Origin of the sequence: Mucilaginibacter sp. MD40 (assembly GCF_002288635.1) — a bacterium.
In the GTDB taxonomy this organism is placed as follows: domain Bacteria; phylum Bacteroidota; class Bacteroidia; order Sphingobacteriales; family Sphingobacteriaceae; genus Mucilaginibacter.
In genome coordinates, this window is sequence record NZ_NRSW01000001.1 from 821,305 (window position 1) to 835,674 (window position 14,370).

The following is a 14,370-nucleotide window of genomic DNA, read 5'->3' on the forward strand; positions in this document are numbered from 1 at the left end:
TAATTACTATATTCCCGCAATATTTACATTTAAACTCTAATTAATTAACTAATGATAACATCTCTACGGATGAAGGCGTGCGTACAAGCCACAGCGCTCGCTACCGCGGTGTTGCTGGCCAGCTCATGTGCCACTAAAAAAGAAGCAGCCCGCACAGTATCACTCAAAACCACTACTACACCTGGCGGTACAGCTACAGCAACCGCCACATTGGGCCCTCAAAAAAAAGAAGGTATTAAAAAGTTTAGCGATCTGGTGGGTAAAACCAAAGGCGATACCGGACTTTTTACCACTTATAAAGTTGACGGCAAATATTACTTTGAAATACCCGACAGCTTGCTGGACAGGGAAATGCTGGTGGTAACGCGCTTTGTAAAAACCCCCGTTGGTTTAAAATCTTTTGGCCAGCAATATGGTGGCGAAGAGGTGAACAACCAGGTTTGGAAATGGCAAAGGCACGATAAACAGGTATTTGTACGCGTACCCAGCTATTCTGTACGAGCCGATAGTACATCAGATATGTACCAGTCGGTTAAGAACTCTAACCTCGATGCCATATTAGCCTCCTTTGAGATCAAGGCTTATAATAAAGACACTACCGGCGTGCTGGTTGACGTGACCGACTTTTACAACGGCGACGTTGCTGCCATAAGCGCTCCTGACAATATTAAAAAGCAATATAAACTTGCCGGCATTGATAATAGCCGCTCTTATATTGATACCATAAAAAGCTTCCCTATAAATGTGGAAGTTAGGACATTAAAAACTTTCCGTGCAGGTGAGTCGCCTACGGATAACAGCAACGCGGCATTAACTTTTGAGTTTAACACCTCCATGCTGTTGCTGCCTAAAACACCTATGAAAGCACGCCTTAACGACTCCCGGGTTGGCTTTTTTGGTCAGCGCCAGGTAGATTATGGTACCGATGCTCAAAAAGCGGAAGTAACCGGCTATATCCACCGCTGGAGGCTGGAGCCGAAAGACGAAGCGGCGTATGCCCGCGGCGAACTGGTTGAGCCTAAAAAGCAAATTGTATATTACATAGATCCCGCCACACCAAAAAAATGGGTTCCGTACCTTATTGCCGGTATTAACGACTGGAACAAAGCCTTTGAAGCCGCAGGCTTTAAAAACGCTATTGTAGGTAAGGAGGCTCCCTCTAAAAAGGAAGACCCGGAATTTAGTACTGAAGACGCCCGCTACAGTGTGATACGCTATTTCGCGTCAGATGTACAGAATGCCTATGGCCCGCATATCTCAGACCCCCGCACAGGCGAAATACTGGAAAGCCACGTTGGCTGGTACCACAATGTAATGAGTCTATTACGCAACTGGTACTTTATACAAACCGCGGCGGTTAACCCGAACGTTCGTATAGCTAAGTTTACAGACGCTCAAATGGGCGAGCTTATCCGTTTCGTGTCTTCGCACGAAGTAGGCCACACCCTGGGCTTACCGCACAACTTTGGCTCAAGCTATGCCTACCCGGTTGATTCGTTAAGGTCAAAAACATTTACTGCCAAACATGGTACCGCGCCATCTATTATGGACTATGCCCGCTTTAACTACATTGCACAACCGGGCGACGGCGTAACACACCTTTACCCGCAAATAGGCGAGTATGACCTTTGGGCAGTAAAATGGGGCTACAGCTATTTCCCTGGCAACAAAACCGCGCAGCAGGAAAAAGAAACCCTTGATGTATGGACCAAAGAAAGAGCCGGTAACCCGCTTTACTACTATGGCCGCCAGGGTACGTCTATTGACCCTCGTCTGCAAAATGAGGACCTGGGCGATAACGCCATGAAGGCAAGTAATTATGGTATTGCCAACCTTAAAAGGATATTGCCTAACATAGAAAAATGGACCTACCAGAAAGGAGAGGATTATGATGATGTTGAAACCCTGTACAATGAGGTGTTGGGCCAATACAACCGCTATATCGGGCATGTTACCATGAATATTGGCGGTATGAACGAGAACTTTAAAACCTACGACCAAAAAGGCCCTGTTTATGGTTTTGTTAATAAAAACCTTCAGCACGATGCCGCTGTGTTTTTAAACCAGCAGGTGTTTACGACACCTACCTGGTTAATTAACCGTACTGAATTAAGCAAATTTGACAACGGTGTAACTCTTGGCCGCATTAAGTCGGTGCAGGTAAATGCAGTAGCAAATGTGTTAAACGCTTCGCGCTTGGCACGTATGTATGATAATCAGTCGAAAAACGGAGCTGCGGCTTATACGGTAAATAACCTGTTTGATGATTTGCGTGCTGGTATTTTTAGCAAAGGAAAGCCTGACGAGTTTAAACGTAACCTGCAACGCGGTTACATTGATAACCTGAAAGCATTGTTAAATGATGATGCTAGCAGGAGCTTCCCTGGAGTATCTCCTTCGCAATTGGCCGGCATGGGTTTAACCCCTATCAATATCGCTTTATCTGACATAAGGCCGATGGTAAGGCTTGAGCTGAACAAGATCAGCAAGAGCCTGCCTGCGGGTGGCGACGCGCTTACTGCCGCGCATTACGCCGACCTGCGTTTACGCATTAAAGAAGCTTTAAACCCAACACGCCCTGTTGTAAACATGAGCATCGGCATGATGGGCCGCGGATTAATTGATAACACTACAGAGCAGAAAAACAACTGCTGGCCAGCTACAACCTGGTAATGATAAAATACCCAATTCAACAAAAGCCGGGGCAATTGTCCCGGCTTTTTTGCGTAAAAGCACTGCCTCTATAATCACATACTATCCAATTTGTACCAAGGTTGAGCATGGAGGGGCGGAATTAATATTAATTTTAAATAACACCCAGGCTTTGTTTTTCATCTCAACTCCAGAATCTGCCGATAATATTGCGAAGTAAAATCCGCCTGAAGAGGCGGCATATCATACAGGCAATAATGGCAGCAGTTGTACCTCAAATTCACAGATCAGTTAAGTTTTTTAAATTTTTGCTTATTCCTGCGATGCTGCATTGCACAACAGCGGCAAAGGCTCAGGACAATTATGAGATACAGGTTTATGGTTCTGAAACCGTTGAAAAAGGACGAACAATGCTTGAACTCCATAGCAATTATACTATAAGCGGCAGTAAGGATGATGTTGCGGGCCAACTGCATACCAACCATGTGGAGCATGAAACCATTGAAATAACTCACGGCTGGACGCCATGGTTCGAAACCGGATTTTATTTTTTTAACGCTATTGGAAGCGGTGGGCGCACAGCCTACGTAGGTTCGCATATAAGGCCACGCGTAGCGGCTCCTACAAGCTGGAACTGGCCGGTCGGTGTGAGTATTTCAACCGAATTTGGCTTCCAGAAAAGTGCTTTTTCTGCCAATACCAGCACCCTGGAAATAAGACCTATTGTAGATAAAAAATGGCATAAGCTTTATATATCGCTCAACCCCACGCTTGAAAAGAGCTTTAAAGGGCCTGATGTTAATCAGGGCTTCACTTTTTCGCCTAATATTAAAGGTAGCTATGATGTTACCAAAGCCGTTGCCCTTGGGCTTGAGTACTATGGCAGTACCGGTCCTTTTTTCCATTATTACCCCTTTAAACAACAGGATCACCAGTTATTTTTAGCTACCGACCTGGATGTTGACCCGCGATGGGAACTTAACGCCGGCATTGGTTACGGCTTTACAGCCATTGCAGATAGGGCAATTGCAAAATTAATTGTTGGCCGCAGGTTTTAACCCCAAATATGCTTTATCACATATATTTGTAGGATAAAGCATACCCACATGAACAGTATAGCTCAATTTAAGGAGTCGCTGAGCCAAAGCATGCCTCCGCAGGATATTCCCGCGCCGTTAAAAAGCCTTTGGTACGATGCAAAAGGCGATTGGCACAAAGCGCATGCTGTGGTTGATCAACTACCTGGGGTAGAAGCAGCACATGTACATGCCTATTTACACCGCAAAGAAGGTGATATCTGGAATGCCGATTACTGGTATAGCAGGGCTAAGCAACAACGGCCGAATATAACGCTTGACGAAGAATGGGAAAAACTACTCTCTTTCTTTATTAAACGTGCCATTTAAGTGTGCTATAAAACATCCGCTACTTAAAATTTAAAAGCTAAACTTCTTTTTCATATATTCATAACATTAACCGGCTTACCTTGTTAATTGCCTGATATGAACGATCCTGCCAAAACCCGATCAATTGATTTAGAGCAGTTCTTTTACACAGCAAGGGATCTATTCTGTATAGCAGGATTTGACGGCTATTTTAAGCAAGTAAACCCTGCCGTAGTAGAAACACTTGGTTACACAGAAGAGGAGCTTTTTTCCCGGCCTATTAACTCATTTATTTATCACGAAGACCAGGCTATTACCGAGCAACGTCGTAATGATCTTCGAGAGGCTAAAGCTTTAAATAACTTTGAGAACAGATACGTCACCAAAACCGGCGAACTGGTGTGGCTTTCATGGACGTCCGTACCCGACCCCGGTCAGCAACTGGTGTTTGCGGTGGCTAAAAACGTTACACCTAAAAAAACAGCAGAAACTGAGCGTGAAAAAGCGCTGATGGATCTTAATCAATCGCAACTGGAACTAAAAGAATTGGTTTACACAGCCCTGCATGATCTGCGTTCGCCGGTTTCCAACATGATATCCATCTTTGATATCTGTGACGAGCTTAATTCACCGGCCGAACCGTATGAAGAATCTCTTAGAATCTTAAAAAACTCCATTGGAGAGCTTAAGGTTAAAATGGATTTTTTCCTTGACCGGGTTGTGAAGAATAAGGAAAAGGCTTCGCCTGCTATTGAAACAGCGTTTAAGTTGTCACTTATGCGGGTACTACAAACATTATCGGGGCAGGTCAATGAGGCAGGCGCAATCATCCGTCATGATTTCTCTAACTGTCAGGTTGTATGCTTTGATGAAACCTATCTGGATAGTATTTTTCTGAACCTTATTTCAAACAGCATCAAATATGCCGTGCCTCATGTATCGCCGGTAATTGATATAGTAAGTAGTATACAGGGCGATTATATTCAACTTGTATTTAAAGACAATGGGCAAGGGTTTGATATGGAAGCTTTAAACGGGCGGATATTTCAGGCACAGCAGCGCTTCCATAATGGAACCGATGGGAAAGGTCTGGGTTTATACCTGGTGAAAAGCCATCTGGTTAATTCGGGCGGCCATATCAAGCTTCATAGCCGTCCTGGTGAGGGCGCAACATTTACACTTTATTTTAAAAGATCATAAAGCACAAAACCCGGTTTAGAGCCGGGTTTTGTGCTTTATGAAATATACCAATACTACTAAAAGAATTTAAAGCCCACGCTTAGTGCCCAAAGGTTCTGGCGCTGCCCAAAATTCTGATTGATTTTAGTGAGCCCGCCTTCATACCTAAAATCAGCCGTAATATGGCCCACATCAATACCGGCACCAGCCTGAAAACCCAGCGTACTTTTCTTGTAATCGCCAAAATCGTTATAAGCACCGCTCACATTATCACTAAAGCTTTGGTTTTTATCAAGCACGTAACTGTAAATTGGTCCGGCCATTACCCTAAAATTAAGGTTATCACCACCAAAGCCCTTTCCTAAAAGCAAAGGAAGGTTAAGGGTGGTAAATGTTACCTTGCCATTGGTAGTAACCGTGCTATTATTATTGTTAAAATCAAATTTACCACCGCTGCTGCCAAGGTAAAGTTCGGGCTGCAAATACAGGCTACTGCCAAACCGTGCAAAAGCACCCACCTGGTAACCTGTTACCGATGACTCGTTCACATTATCGGCATTGATCTTCGAGAAATTGACCCCCGCTTTGGCGCCAAGGGAAAACTGTGCCTTAGCGCTAAAAACTGCCGCTAAAACAATGGCAAAACTTAAAAGATACTTTTTCATAGTTATTGTTGTTAGTTTAATTTTTACACGATGAAAGGTTTTTTTTCTCCTTATCGTTTTTATTTTGAACTTTTTTGATGCTTTTAGCTTGTTAAAGTTTAACCGGCCAAAACACATTAAACGTTCGCGGCCATGTATTTTTTATATTTTTGTTCAAATAATTTGTTTTATGGCAGAAGTAACAATAAGCAACAAGGATTGGCCGCGTGTTAAAATTAAATTGCAGCGAAAATACAACCATCTCACCGATCAGGAACTTCAATATAACGAGGGGCAGGAGGGCGCCTTAATTGAGAAATTAGCGGAGCTGGTAAACCGCGACAGGAACTATGTGGTTTTTACGCTAAAAAAAGCGTTAGTAAATATTGATAATAACCGGCTGTAATTAAAGTTATTTAAATACCGGGGCATTAGTATATTTACAGTTAAAGGCAAGCCTATGAATGATGGATGGAAAATAAACAAGCTTAGAAAACCTGCTATTATAGTAGGTGGTTTGGCCCTGTCTATTGGCTTGTGGAGTTTCCAGGACGATCTTTTCCAGATATCAAAGAACCTTGATGTTTTTGCCTCGGTTTACAAAGAAGTTAACATTAACTATGTTGATGATATTAACTCTGCCAAACTGATTAAAACCGGCGTAGATGCCATGCTTGACGGGCTTGACCCTTACACGGAGTTTGTTCCCGAGTCTGAAGTGGAAAATTATAAGCTGCACTACATTAGTACCCAGTATGGGGGCATTGGTGCAGGCATATTCCTGCGCAACGGCAAAGTTTATATATCTGATGTTTTTGATGGTTTCCCCGCGCAAAAGGCAGATATACGCCAGGGCGATCAGTTATTAAAGATAAACGACATTAGTCTCGATGGCAAATCTAACGACCAGGTAAGCAATTTACTCAAGGGCTCTAAAGGTGCCGCTATTAAATTATTGCTGAAGCGCGACGATGCCGAACCTGTTGTAAAAAACCTGGTACGCGATGAGATTAAACAGCCCAACGTGGCCTATTACGGCATGGTAGATGGCAACATGGGCTATATTAAACTCAACAAGTTTCTTGAAAATTCCGCAGCAGAGGTTACTGAAGCTGTAACAGCTTTAAAGAAGAATAACCCCAACGGTATTATTCTTGATCTCCGTTCAAACGGAGGCGGCATTTTGCAGGAAGCCGTTAAAATTGTTAATCTTTTTGTTCAAAAAGATGTAATGGTGGTATCGCAAAAAGGCAAGATCAAAGAAAAGAACTTTAGTTATAGTACTGTTTCTACTCCTGTTGAGCCAAATCTACCTTTGGTTGTTTTGGTAAACAGCCGTTCGGCTTCGGCCTCGGAGATCACTGCAGGCGCTTTGCAAGATCTGGACAGGGCTATTGTTATTGGCCAGCGCAGTTACGGCAAAGGCCTGGTACAGCAAACATTTAACCTGCCATACAACAGCCTGGTTAAAATAACAGTGGCCAAGTATTTTATCCCTTCAGGGCGCTGCGTGCAGGCGCTTGACTACACCCACCGTAAGGACGACGGCAGTGTGATTAAGGTGGCTGATTCGTCTATACATGAGTTTAAAACCCGAAACGGGCGATCGGTTTACGATGGCAGCGGGATATATCCCGATATCGCTGTTAAGCAGGAAAGGTTTGCCAATGTAACAGCTACGCTCATTAGCAAGCTATATATTTTTGATTACGCCACCAAATACCGCAATACCCACCCGGAACCGGTTAACCCCAAAACATTTAAATTGTCTGAAGCCGACTATACCGACTTCACCAAATATCTTGCAGGGAAAAATTATACCTATACCACTGTATCTGAAAAAATGCTGAGTAGCCTTAAAACAGAAGCCACTAAGGAAAAGCAATTTGGCCAGATAGAGGTAGAATATAATGCACTAAAAGCCAAACTGGATAACAGCAAGCAAAACGACCTGCAAATACACCGCGATGAAATAAAGCAAGTGCTTGAAAACGAAATAGTGGCGCGCTACACTTATGAAAAAGGCCGCTACGAGGCCAACTTTAAATATGATAAGGAACTGGCCCAGGCTATAAAAACCATGCAGGATAAAAACCAGCTTGCAGCCATACTAAAAGGCGAGGGTAATTTTAAAACCATCGGAAAACCGGTTTTAGCAATGGCCGGTAAAAAAGATCGCGACGATAACGATTAAACCCATAACCCGCATAAATTTCATTTTAAGGCGAAGCAAGGTGCTTCGCCTTTTTTGTTGCAGCAAATGTTGTAACAAGCCCGCTACAGAACTAAACCGTTAGCATTTAGCGCCGTCATACCTGCAAAACTTAACAAAACATGAAAAAGATAATTATAGCAGCCGCGGTATTTATAGGCGGTATTATATATCAGCACGAGGCAAAAGCCCAGATACGTTTAAATATTAATATTGGCAGTCAGCCCGACTGGGGCCCTGTAGGATACGATCATGTGGATTATTACTACCTGCCCGATGTGGGAGCATACTATGATGTACCTGCCCATGAATATGTATATCTGGAAAATAACGCATGGGTTAGGCGTACTTATTTACCGTCAAGGTACAGTAATTACAATATATACAACGGCTACAAAGTAGTTATTAACGAGCGCCGACCATGGCTGCGCGACAATGTATACCGAACCGAATATGCGAATTACCGTGGTCGTACCGGGCAGGTGATCATCCGTGATAGCCGAGATGTGAAATATAAAGACCATTGGATGGATAAGTCTTATAAGAAACAATTAAAACGGGAAGAGAAAGAGCAACGTAAAGAAATGAAACGTTATGAGAAGGACCGTAAACACGGCTTTCGTGATGATGATTAAGGCTATTGATTATAGGGTATTACAACGCACGTTAATTATCATTAACTAACCATTGTTGAAAACTAAGTTGACATCAACTGTAACTATTCCCTCGTAATTTTCGTTAAAGAATACAAACCATTAACCTATGGATAACTCAAAGACTTCTATGCATGCCCGCGTGCATACCTGGATGGATGCAATAGGCTTCACGCTCAACGCGTCGCAAACAAGTTTAAAAAATAGGGTAACCACTAACCACTATTTTTTTGAAACTTTTAATTTCTTCGAAAGAAAAAAAGGCAACGATCATTCAAGAACAAAATTCCTCTGTTTTGATACTTACGGAGAAAAGATACAGGTACGCACCCTGCTTGATCTGCAAACAGCTTTTTTTGATAATATAAGCCAGTTAAAATAAATAGCGCTTTAGCATAACAGCCGTTTACTAAAAGTAAACGGCTGTTATGTTTTGATATTAAGACCATTTTTTAGACGAGATAATCTGTTCTGTAAGAGCCGTGCATCTACTACAACTTTATCTAACGATTTTTTTAATGGTTAAGCGCAAACTCTACAAACAAAAAACCCCGGAAAGCCGGGGTTAAAAAAAACAATAAATCTATAATCGGTTAGAACGGAAGGTCATCGGCATCGCTACGGTAGCCTTCAGTATCGCTGCTGCGATTACTTGCACGTGTAACGGTTTCGCCTTCAAAATCGGTTTTGCGGCCAAGCATGGTAAAATTTTCTGCAACCACTTCTGTGGTATATTTTTTAATACCCTCTTTATCCTCAAAAGAGCGGGTACGCAATTTTCCTTCTATATAAACCAGCTTCCCTTTTTGTAAATATTTAGCGGCAACATCGGCCAAGCCACGCCACATAACAATATTGTGCCACTCGGTTTGCTCAACCTTGCGGCCATCCTTGTTAAATGTTTCGGAGGTAGCCAATGGGAAACTCGCAACGGCAACGCCGCCTTCTAAATGCCTTACTTCAGGGTCTTTTCCCAGGTGACCTACAAGTATAACTTTATTAATTCCAGACATGCCATAAATTAACGGAGAATTATTTAGAAATTAAAAATATTTTTTATAAATATAATAATACTCTTGGGCATAGCCAGTTTCTCCAGGCTGCTGATGTCTGCATAAAACCAATTACCATGCAGTTCAGGGGGGAAATCTTTTAACATCATAAACCGGATAAACAAATGCTGATGAGTTAAAATATGCTTAACTACACCCGAATTATCTAACAAGGTAACGTTTTTGCCGAATATTTGCATTTCGGGCAAAGCCATTACTTGCACAGGCTCCAACAGTTCGTCAGTTTCAATCATGGGCAGGTCATACATGTTTGCCCATATATCATTATCCCCGCGCTTATTCATTAATATCTTGCCATCGCCATAAATTAACATATAGTTAAAATACCTTTTGCGAACTTTTACTTTTTTTACCTTAACGGGTAATAATTGTGTGGCATTACTTTTAAATGCGGCACAGCCTGTACGCACCGGGCATATCCCACATGCGGGGTTGCGTGGCTTACACAACAAGGCCCCAAACTCCATCATAGCCTGGTTATGTAGCGCGGGGTGTTTTACATCTAACACATCATCAGCTATTTGCTGAAATATCTTTTTACCCTTAGGGGTGTTAATAGGCTCATCAATGCCAAAATAGCGGGCCAGCACACGGTAAACATTACCATCTACAACTGCCCTGGCCTCATTAGCAGAGAAAGACGATATAGCCGCTGCAGTATATTCTCCTACACCTTTTAACTTAATAAGCTGATCATAATCAGTTGGAAAAACACCCTGATGTAACGCCTCAACTAATTGAGCAGTCTTAAGCATGTTACGGCCACGGGAGTAATATCCCAGTCCCTGCCATAATCTAAGCACCTCGTCTTCTGATGCCGTTGCAAAATCACGCACGGTTGGATACCGCTCCGCAAAACGGTAAAAATAGGGTAAGCCCTGTTCCACGCGGGTTTGCTGTAATATAATTTCAGATAGCCATATCATATAGGCATCGGTAGTATTTCGCCAGGGCAGGTCGCGTTTATTTTGCTCATACCAGGCAATCAGTTCGGCGCTAAAGTTCATTCTAGTACAAAATAACAGTATATCAGCGCTGTATCATAATTTGTTAGGTAAAATTGATGTTTAAGCAGCGCCCCAAAGAAAATGCAGCAATTATTTTAAACTTTAATTTTAAAGTGATACTTTTGCAACCCCAAAACAGTTAAGTATTTATACAATTAAATAAAGGAAAACAGGATATGACCAAGGCAGAAATTATAGCTGAAATCTCATCTAAAACAGGTATCGAAAAAGTTGATGTGCAGGAAACTGTTGAGGCGTTTTTTAAAGTAGTAAAAAACTCTATGGTTGGCGGCGAAAATGTTTATGTAAGAGGTTTCGGAAGCTTTGTAGTTAAAAAAAGAGCTAAAAAAACTGCTCGTAACATCTCTAAAAATACTGCCATTATTATCCCTGAGCATTTTGTACCCAGCTTTAAACCGGCTAAAACTTTTGTAGAGAAAGTAAAAACCGGCAACAAAACAGCTAAAGCAAGCAAATAATTAAGGTATGAGGAAGAAACAAATAGTTGTAACTATAGCTGTTGTAGCTATCATGGGCTATTTGTATTCGTTACCTGTTAAAGGTTTTTTAAAGCCTAAAGAAAATACACAGGCAAGTGCTAAAATACCTGCAGCAAAGCCTAAAGTAACACTTAGTGCTGATGCGGTATCAGCTATGGCGAGACAGGGTTTAAGTACTGCTCAGTTACAGCAAATAAACGTTCTTGAAAATAAGTTAAAATCGGCAAACGGTACAGATAAACCTGCGCTGCAAAAGCAATTGGCCGAAGCTTGGGACAATGCCAATCAGGCAGCTCCCGCAGGCTTCAATTATTTAGCCATTGCCCGTGAGAGTAATGCGTTTGCTGACTGGATTGCTGCCGGCAACCGTTTTAACACTGCTTACAAGTTAACGCAGGACACCTCGGCACAGAGCACTTACATAGCCAATGCTGTGGAGGCCTTTAGCCATGCAACACAACTACAGCCTGAAAACCTGGAAGCAAAAACTGGTTTAGGAGTAGCTTATGTTAATGGTGGAGCCATGCCTATGCAAGGTATAGCACTGCTGCTTGATGTTGTTAAGAAAGACCCGAAAAACCATGAGGCATTACTAAACTTAGGAATGTTCTCCATGAAGAGCGGCCAGTTCGAGAAAGCTGTAGAAAGGTTTAAAACCCTCATAGCGCAAAAAGAAGAGGTAGAACCATACTTCTACCTGGCAGAAAGTTATAAGCAGCTTGGCAAAAAAGAAGAAGCCATTGCCGCTTATGAGCGATGCAAAGAGTTAATGGGCGACCCGGTTGCCGGCCAGCGCATTGATGAGTATATAAAGGAATTAAAAAAATAAGTTAATCACATTTAAAAATTATTACTATGCCAAGCGGTAAAAAACGTAAGAGACATAAAATGGCTACTCACAAACGCAAAAAGCGTTTAAGAAAAAACAGACATAAAAAGAAATAAGCTTTCTTAAAGGAATGCTTTATCCCGCCCTTGTGCGGGATTTTTCTGTGTGTTTTATCCACTTAATCACTGCGGTGCGTTTTACACGCGCCGCTTAAGAAATGGAGTAGCAATTGATAAAAGAATTAATTATCGATTCATCCCCCAACGGGGCTACTATTGCATTATTACAGGATAAACAACTTGTAGAACTCCATAAAGAGCAGATCACCAATAATTATACTGTTGGAGATATTTATTTGGGCCGCATTAAAAAAATTATGCCGAGCCTGAACGCTGCTTTTGTGGACGTAGGCTATGAGAAGGACGCCTTTTTGCATTACCTTGATTTGGGGCCACAGGTGCAAAGCCTGATAAAGCTTACCAAGCAAGTACGTAGCGGTGGGTATCAATCGAAGCTTTTAGATAACTTTAAGCTTGAGGCCGATATTAACAAGGCTGGCAAGATCTCTGAAGTGTTATCTAAAGGAATGCTTTTACCTGTACAAATAGCCAAAGAACCTATTTCAACAAAGGGGCCAAGGCTAAGTTCCGACCTGTCAATAGCAGGGCGGTATGTTGTACTGGTGCCTTTTTCTGAGGTAATATCTATCTCCAAAAAAATCAAAAGCAACACGGAGCGTAACCGCCTGCGTAAGGTGGTTGAAAGCATAAAGCCCAAACATTTCGGTGTAATTATTCGCACTGTATCTGAAGGGAAAGGCGTACAGGAATTGCAAAAGGACCTGTTAGACCTCATCTCTAAATGGGAGACCTTTGTAACCAAACTGCATGGCACCGAGCCTTCTAAAAAGGTATTGGGCGAAATTGGCCGTACATCAACTATCCTAAGGGATATTTTAAATCCCGACTTCCAGCATATTTATGTGAATGAGCAAAGTATGTTTGAAGAGGTGAAATCTTATATACATGAGATATCGCCTGATCTGGAGAATATTGTACGCCTGCACAAGGGAAAAGAGGTGATTTTTGAGCACCACGGCATTGAAAAACAGATAAAATCAGCCTTTGGCAAAACGGTTAATCTGGCAGGTGGCGCTTACCTGGTTATTGAGCATACCGAAGCACTGCACGTTATTGACGTAAACAGCGGCAACCGTACAGCCAACAAAGAGAACCAGGAGGAAAATGCGTTCCAGGTGAACAAAGAGGCTGCCCGTGAAATTGCACGCCAGCTACGCCTGCGCGATATGGGCGGCATTGTGGTGGTTGATTTTATTGACATGCACAAGCCCACCAACCGTAAAGAGCTTTTTGATTATTTGAAGGCCGAAATGAGCCATGACAGGGCCAAACACACCATTTTGCCACCAAGCAAATTTGGGTTGGTGCAGATAACGCGCCAGCGCGTGCGCCCCGAAATGAATATTGTTACAACCGAGGTTTGCCCTACTTGTAACGGTACAGGCACCATAAGGCCAACCATTTTGCTATTAGATGATATTGAAAACAATTTCAATTACATTCTGGAAGAGCAGAACGAGAAAAATATTACCCTTTGTGTACACCCGTACATTGAGGCTTACATTAAAAAAGGCTTATTCAACCGCCAGATGAAATGGTATTTCAAATATGGCCAATGGATAAAGGTAAAAAGTAACCCTGCCTACCAGATCACCGAGTTCAGGTTTTTCTCTGGTAAGGACGAAGAAATAAAGCTATAGTATTGATATGCAATTTGCCGCCAGGCAGATGCGCAGATGAAGGAAAGAGCAGCTATTTTAGAAATAGCTGCTCTTTTTTATATTAGATTATGTTCAACACCAAACTCAAATCGTCAATTAATGAAATTATTACGAAGGCCTCTTTATTCGGCCTTCCTCAGAAGGACGTTGATATAGCCTATGAATACATTAATTATAATGAACATGGACTTGCTATTAAACATATTGCAGATCAATTATTTGAGTTTGACATTAAGATAGATGAGCCTTTTTATCATTCCATTATTTCTATAGCTGATAAAATGACAATGGAGAAAATCCAATTGGATTTTCTTAAAAATTTGGTCGAAGAATAATTATCCAAGAAACATCACCGTTCCGTCACGCCGAATTTATTTCGCCATGACAGACGGTTTAATTAGTATGTTAGACCGTTGCCTGCACTACCTCGCGTAT

15 protein-coding genes are annotated in these 14,370 nt (G+C 42.1%); 12 read left to right on the forward strand and 3 right to left on the reverse strand.

The features are described from left to right. Positions 1 to 51 precede the first annotated feature (51 nt). The 4 genes from CKK33_RS03690 (at position 52) to CKK33_RS03705 (ending at position 5,237) form a co-directional block, all read left to right on the forward strand. Complete coding sequence (locus CKK33_RS03690) at positions 52 to 2,673, forward strand: zinc-dependent metalloprotease (protein WP_233138139.1); 2,622 nt, start codon at positions 52 to 54, stop codon at positions 2,671 to 2,673. 236 nt (positions 2,674 to 2,909) lie between these two features. After that, positions 2,910 to 3,710, forward strand: coding sequence for a hypothetical protein (locus tag CKK33_RS03695; RefSeq protein ID WP_233138140.1), 801 nt, complete (start codon positions 2,910 to 2,912; stop codon positions 3,708 to 3,710). A 48-nt stretch (positions 3,711 to 3,758) separates the two neighbouring features. Further along, entirely contained in the window at positions 3,759 to 4,058 is a 300-nt protein-coding gene (locus tag CKK33_RS03700; protein ID WP_095702814.1) for a hypothetical protein, read from the forward strand. A 96-nt stretch (positions 4,059 to 4,154) separates the two neighbouring features. After that, complete coding sequence (locus tag CKK33_RS03705; protein WP_095702815.1) at positions 4,155 to 5,237, forward strand: ATP-binding protein; 1,083 nt, start codon at positions 4,155 to 4,157, stop codon at positions 5,235 to 5,237. Positions 5,238 to 5,293: 56 nt separating this feature from the next. Here CKK33_RS03705 and CKK33_RS03710 read toward each other — a convergent pair whose 3' ends face one another. Then, positions 5,294 to 5,881, reverse strand: coding sequence for a porin family protein (locus CKK33_RS03710; protein WP_095705739.1), 588 nt, complete (start codon positions 5,879 to 5,881; stop codon positions 5,294 to 5,296). Between the two features lie 169 nt (positions 5,882 to 6,050). Here CKK33_RS03710 and CKK33_RS03715 point away from each other — a divergent pair, with 169 nt between their 5' ends. The 4 genes from CKK33_RS03715 (at position 6,051) to CKK33_RS03730 (ending at position 9,107) form a co-directional block, all read left to right on the forward strand. Next, positions 6,051 to 6,266 (forward strand): hypothetical protein, encoded by a 216-nt coding sequence (locus CKK33_RS03715; protein WP_095702816.1) that lies wholly within the window; start codon positions 6,051 to 6,053, stop codon positions 6,264 to 6,266. Positions 6,267 to 6,320: 54 nt separating this feature from the next. Continuing rightward, positions 6,321 to 8,054 carry a S41 family peptidase gene (locus tag CKK33_RS03720; RefSeq protein WP_095702817.1) on the forward strand — a complete coding sequence of 578 codons (1,734 nt, stop codon included), beginning with the start codon at positions 6,321 to 6,323 and terminating at the stop codon, positions 8,052 to 8,054. 140 nt (positions 8,055 to 8,194) lie between these two features. Next, positions 8,195 to 8,707 carry a hypothetical protein gene (locus tag CKK33_RS03725; protein ID WP_095702818.1) on the forward strand — a complete coding sequence of 171 codons (513 nt, stop codon included), beginning with the start codon at positions 8,195 to 8,197 and terminating at the stop codon, positions 8,705 to 8,707. A 127-nt stretch (positions 8,708 to 8,834) separates the two neighbouring features. Further along, positions 8,835 to 9,107 (forward strand): hypothetical protein, encoded by a 273-nt coding sequence (locus CKK33_RS03730; protein WP_143822893.1) that lies wholly within the window; start codon positions 8,835 to 8,837, stop codon positions 9,105 to 9,107. A 211-nt stretch (positions 9,108 to 9,318) separates the two neighbouring features. On the opposite strand, the gene CKK33_RS03735 is transcribed toward CKK33_RS03730, so the two are convergent. Then, complete coding sequence (locus CKK33_RS03735) at positions 9,319 to 9,738, reverse strand: single-stranded DNA-binding protein (protein ID WP_233138141.1); 420 nt, start codon at positions 9,736 to 9,738, stop codon at positions 9,319 to 9,321. A gap of 23 nt (positions 9,739 to 9,761) precedes the next feature. Further along, positions 9,762 to 10,805, reverse strand: coding sequence for an A/G-specific adenine glycosylase (gene mutY, locus CKK33_RS03740; protein WP_095702820.1), 1,044 nt, complete (start codon positions 10,803 to 10,805; stop codon positions 9,762 to 9,764). Positions 10,806 to 10,981: 176 nt separating this feature from the next. Here mutY and CKK33_RS03745 point away from each other — a divergent pair, with 176 nt between their 5' ends. From CKK33_RS03745 to CKK33_RS03760, 4 genes are all read left to right on the forward strand, one after another. After that, positions 10,982 to 11,284, forward strand: a complete 303-nt coding sequence (locus CKK33_RS03745) for an HU family DNA-binding protein (RefSeq protein ID WP_095702821.1) — start codon at positions 10,982 to 10,984, stop codon at positions 11,282 to 11,284. 7 nt (positions 11,285 to 11,291) lie between these two features. Then, on the forward strand, positions 11,292 to 12,134 hold the full coding sequence (locus tag CKK33_RS03750; RefSeq protein ID WP_095702822.1) for a M48 family metallopeptidase: 843 nt from the start codon (positions 11,292 to 11,294) through the stop codon (positions 12,132 to 12,134). Positions 12,135 to 12,363: 229 nt separating this feature from the next. Further along, entirely contained in the window at positions 12,364 to 13,914 is a 1,551-nt protein-coding gene (locus tag CKK33_RS03755) for an Rne/Rng family ribonuclease (RefSeq protein ID WP_095702823.1), read from the forward strand. An 89-nt stretch (positions 13,915 to 14,003) separates the two neighbouring features. Further along, entirely contained in the window at positions 14,004 to 14,270 is a 267-nt protein-coding gene (locus CKK33_RS03760) for a MafI family immunity protein (protein ID WP_095702824.1), read from the forward strand. Positions 14,271 to 14,370: the final 100 nt, after the last annotated feature.

Coding starts and splice junctions, on each gene's coding strand:
- CKK33_RS03690 (WP_233138139.1), top strand. CDS start 52: ATGATAACATCTCTACGGATGAAGGCGTGCGTACAAGCCACAGCGCTC.
- CKK33_RS03695 (WP_233138140.1), top strand. CDS start 2,910: ATGGCAGCAGTTGTACCTCAAATTCACAGATCAGTTAAGTTTTTTAAA.
- CKK33_RS03700 (WP_095702814.1), top strand. CDS start 3,759: ATGAACAGTATAGCTCAATTTAAGGAGTCGCTGAGCCAAAGCATGCCT.
- CKK33_RS03705 (WP_095702815.1), top strand. CDS start 4,155: ATGAACGATCCTGCCAAAACCCGATCAATTGATTTAGAGCAGTTCTTT.
- CKK33_RS03710 (WP_095705739.1), bottom strand. CDS start 5,881: ATGAAAAAGTATCTTTTAAGTTTTGCCATTGTTTTAGCGGCAGTTTTT.
- CKK33_RS03715 (WP_095702816.1), top strand. CDS start 6,051: ATGGCAGAAGTAACAATAAGCAACAAGGATTGGCCGCGTGTTAAAATT.
- CKK33_RS03720 (WP_095702817.1), top strand. CDS start 6,321: ATGAATGATGGATGGAAAATAAACAAGCTTAGAAAACCTGCTATTATA.
- CKK33_RS03725 (WP_095702818.1), top strand. CDS start 8,195: ATGAAAAAGATAATTATAGCAGCCGCGGTATTTATAGGCGGTATTATA.
- CKK33_RS03730 (WP_143822893.1), top strand. CDS start 8,835: ATGGATAACTCAAAGACTTCTATGCATGCCCGCGTGCATACCTGGATG.
- CKK33_RS03735 (WP_233138141.1), bottom strand. CDS start 9,738: ATGTCTGGAATTAATAAAGTTATACTTGTAGGTCACCTGGGAAAAGAC.
- mutY (WP_095702820.1), bottom strand. CDS start 10,805: ATGAACTTTAGCGCCGAACTGATTGCCTGGTATGAGCAAAATAAACGC.
- CKK33_RS03745 (WP_095702821.1), top strand. CDS start 10,982: ATGACCAAGGCAGAAATTATAGCTGAAATCTCATCTAAAACAGGTATC.
- CKK33_RS03750 (WP_095702822.1), top strand. CDS start 11,292: ATGAGGAAGAAACAAATAGTTGTAACTATAGCTGTTGTAGCTATCATG.
- CKK33_RS03760 (WP_095702824.1), top strand. CDS start 14,004: ATGTTCAACACCAAACTCAAATCGTCAATTAATGAAATTATTACGAAG.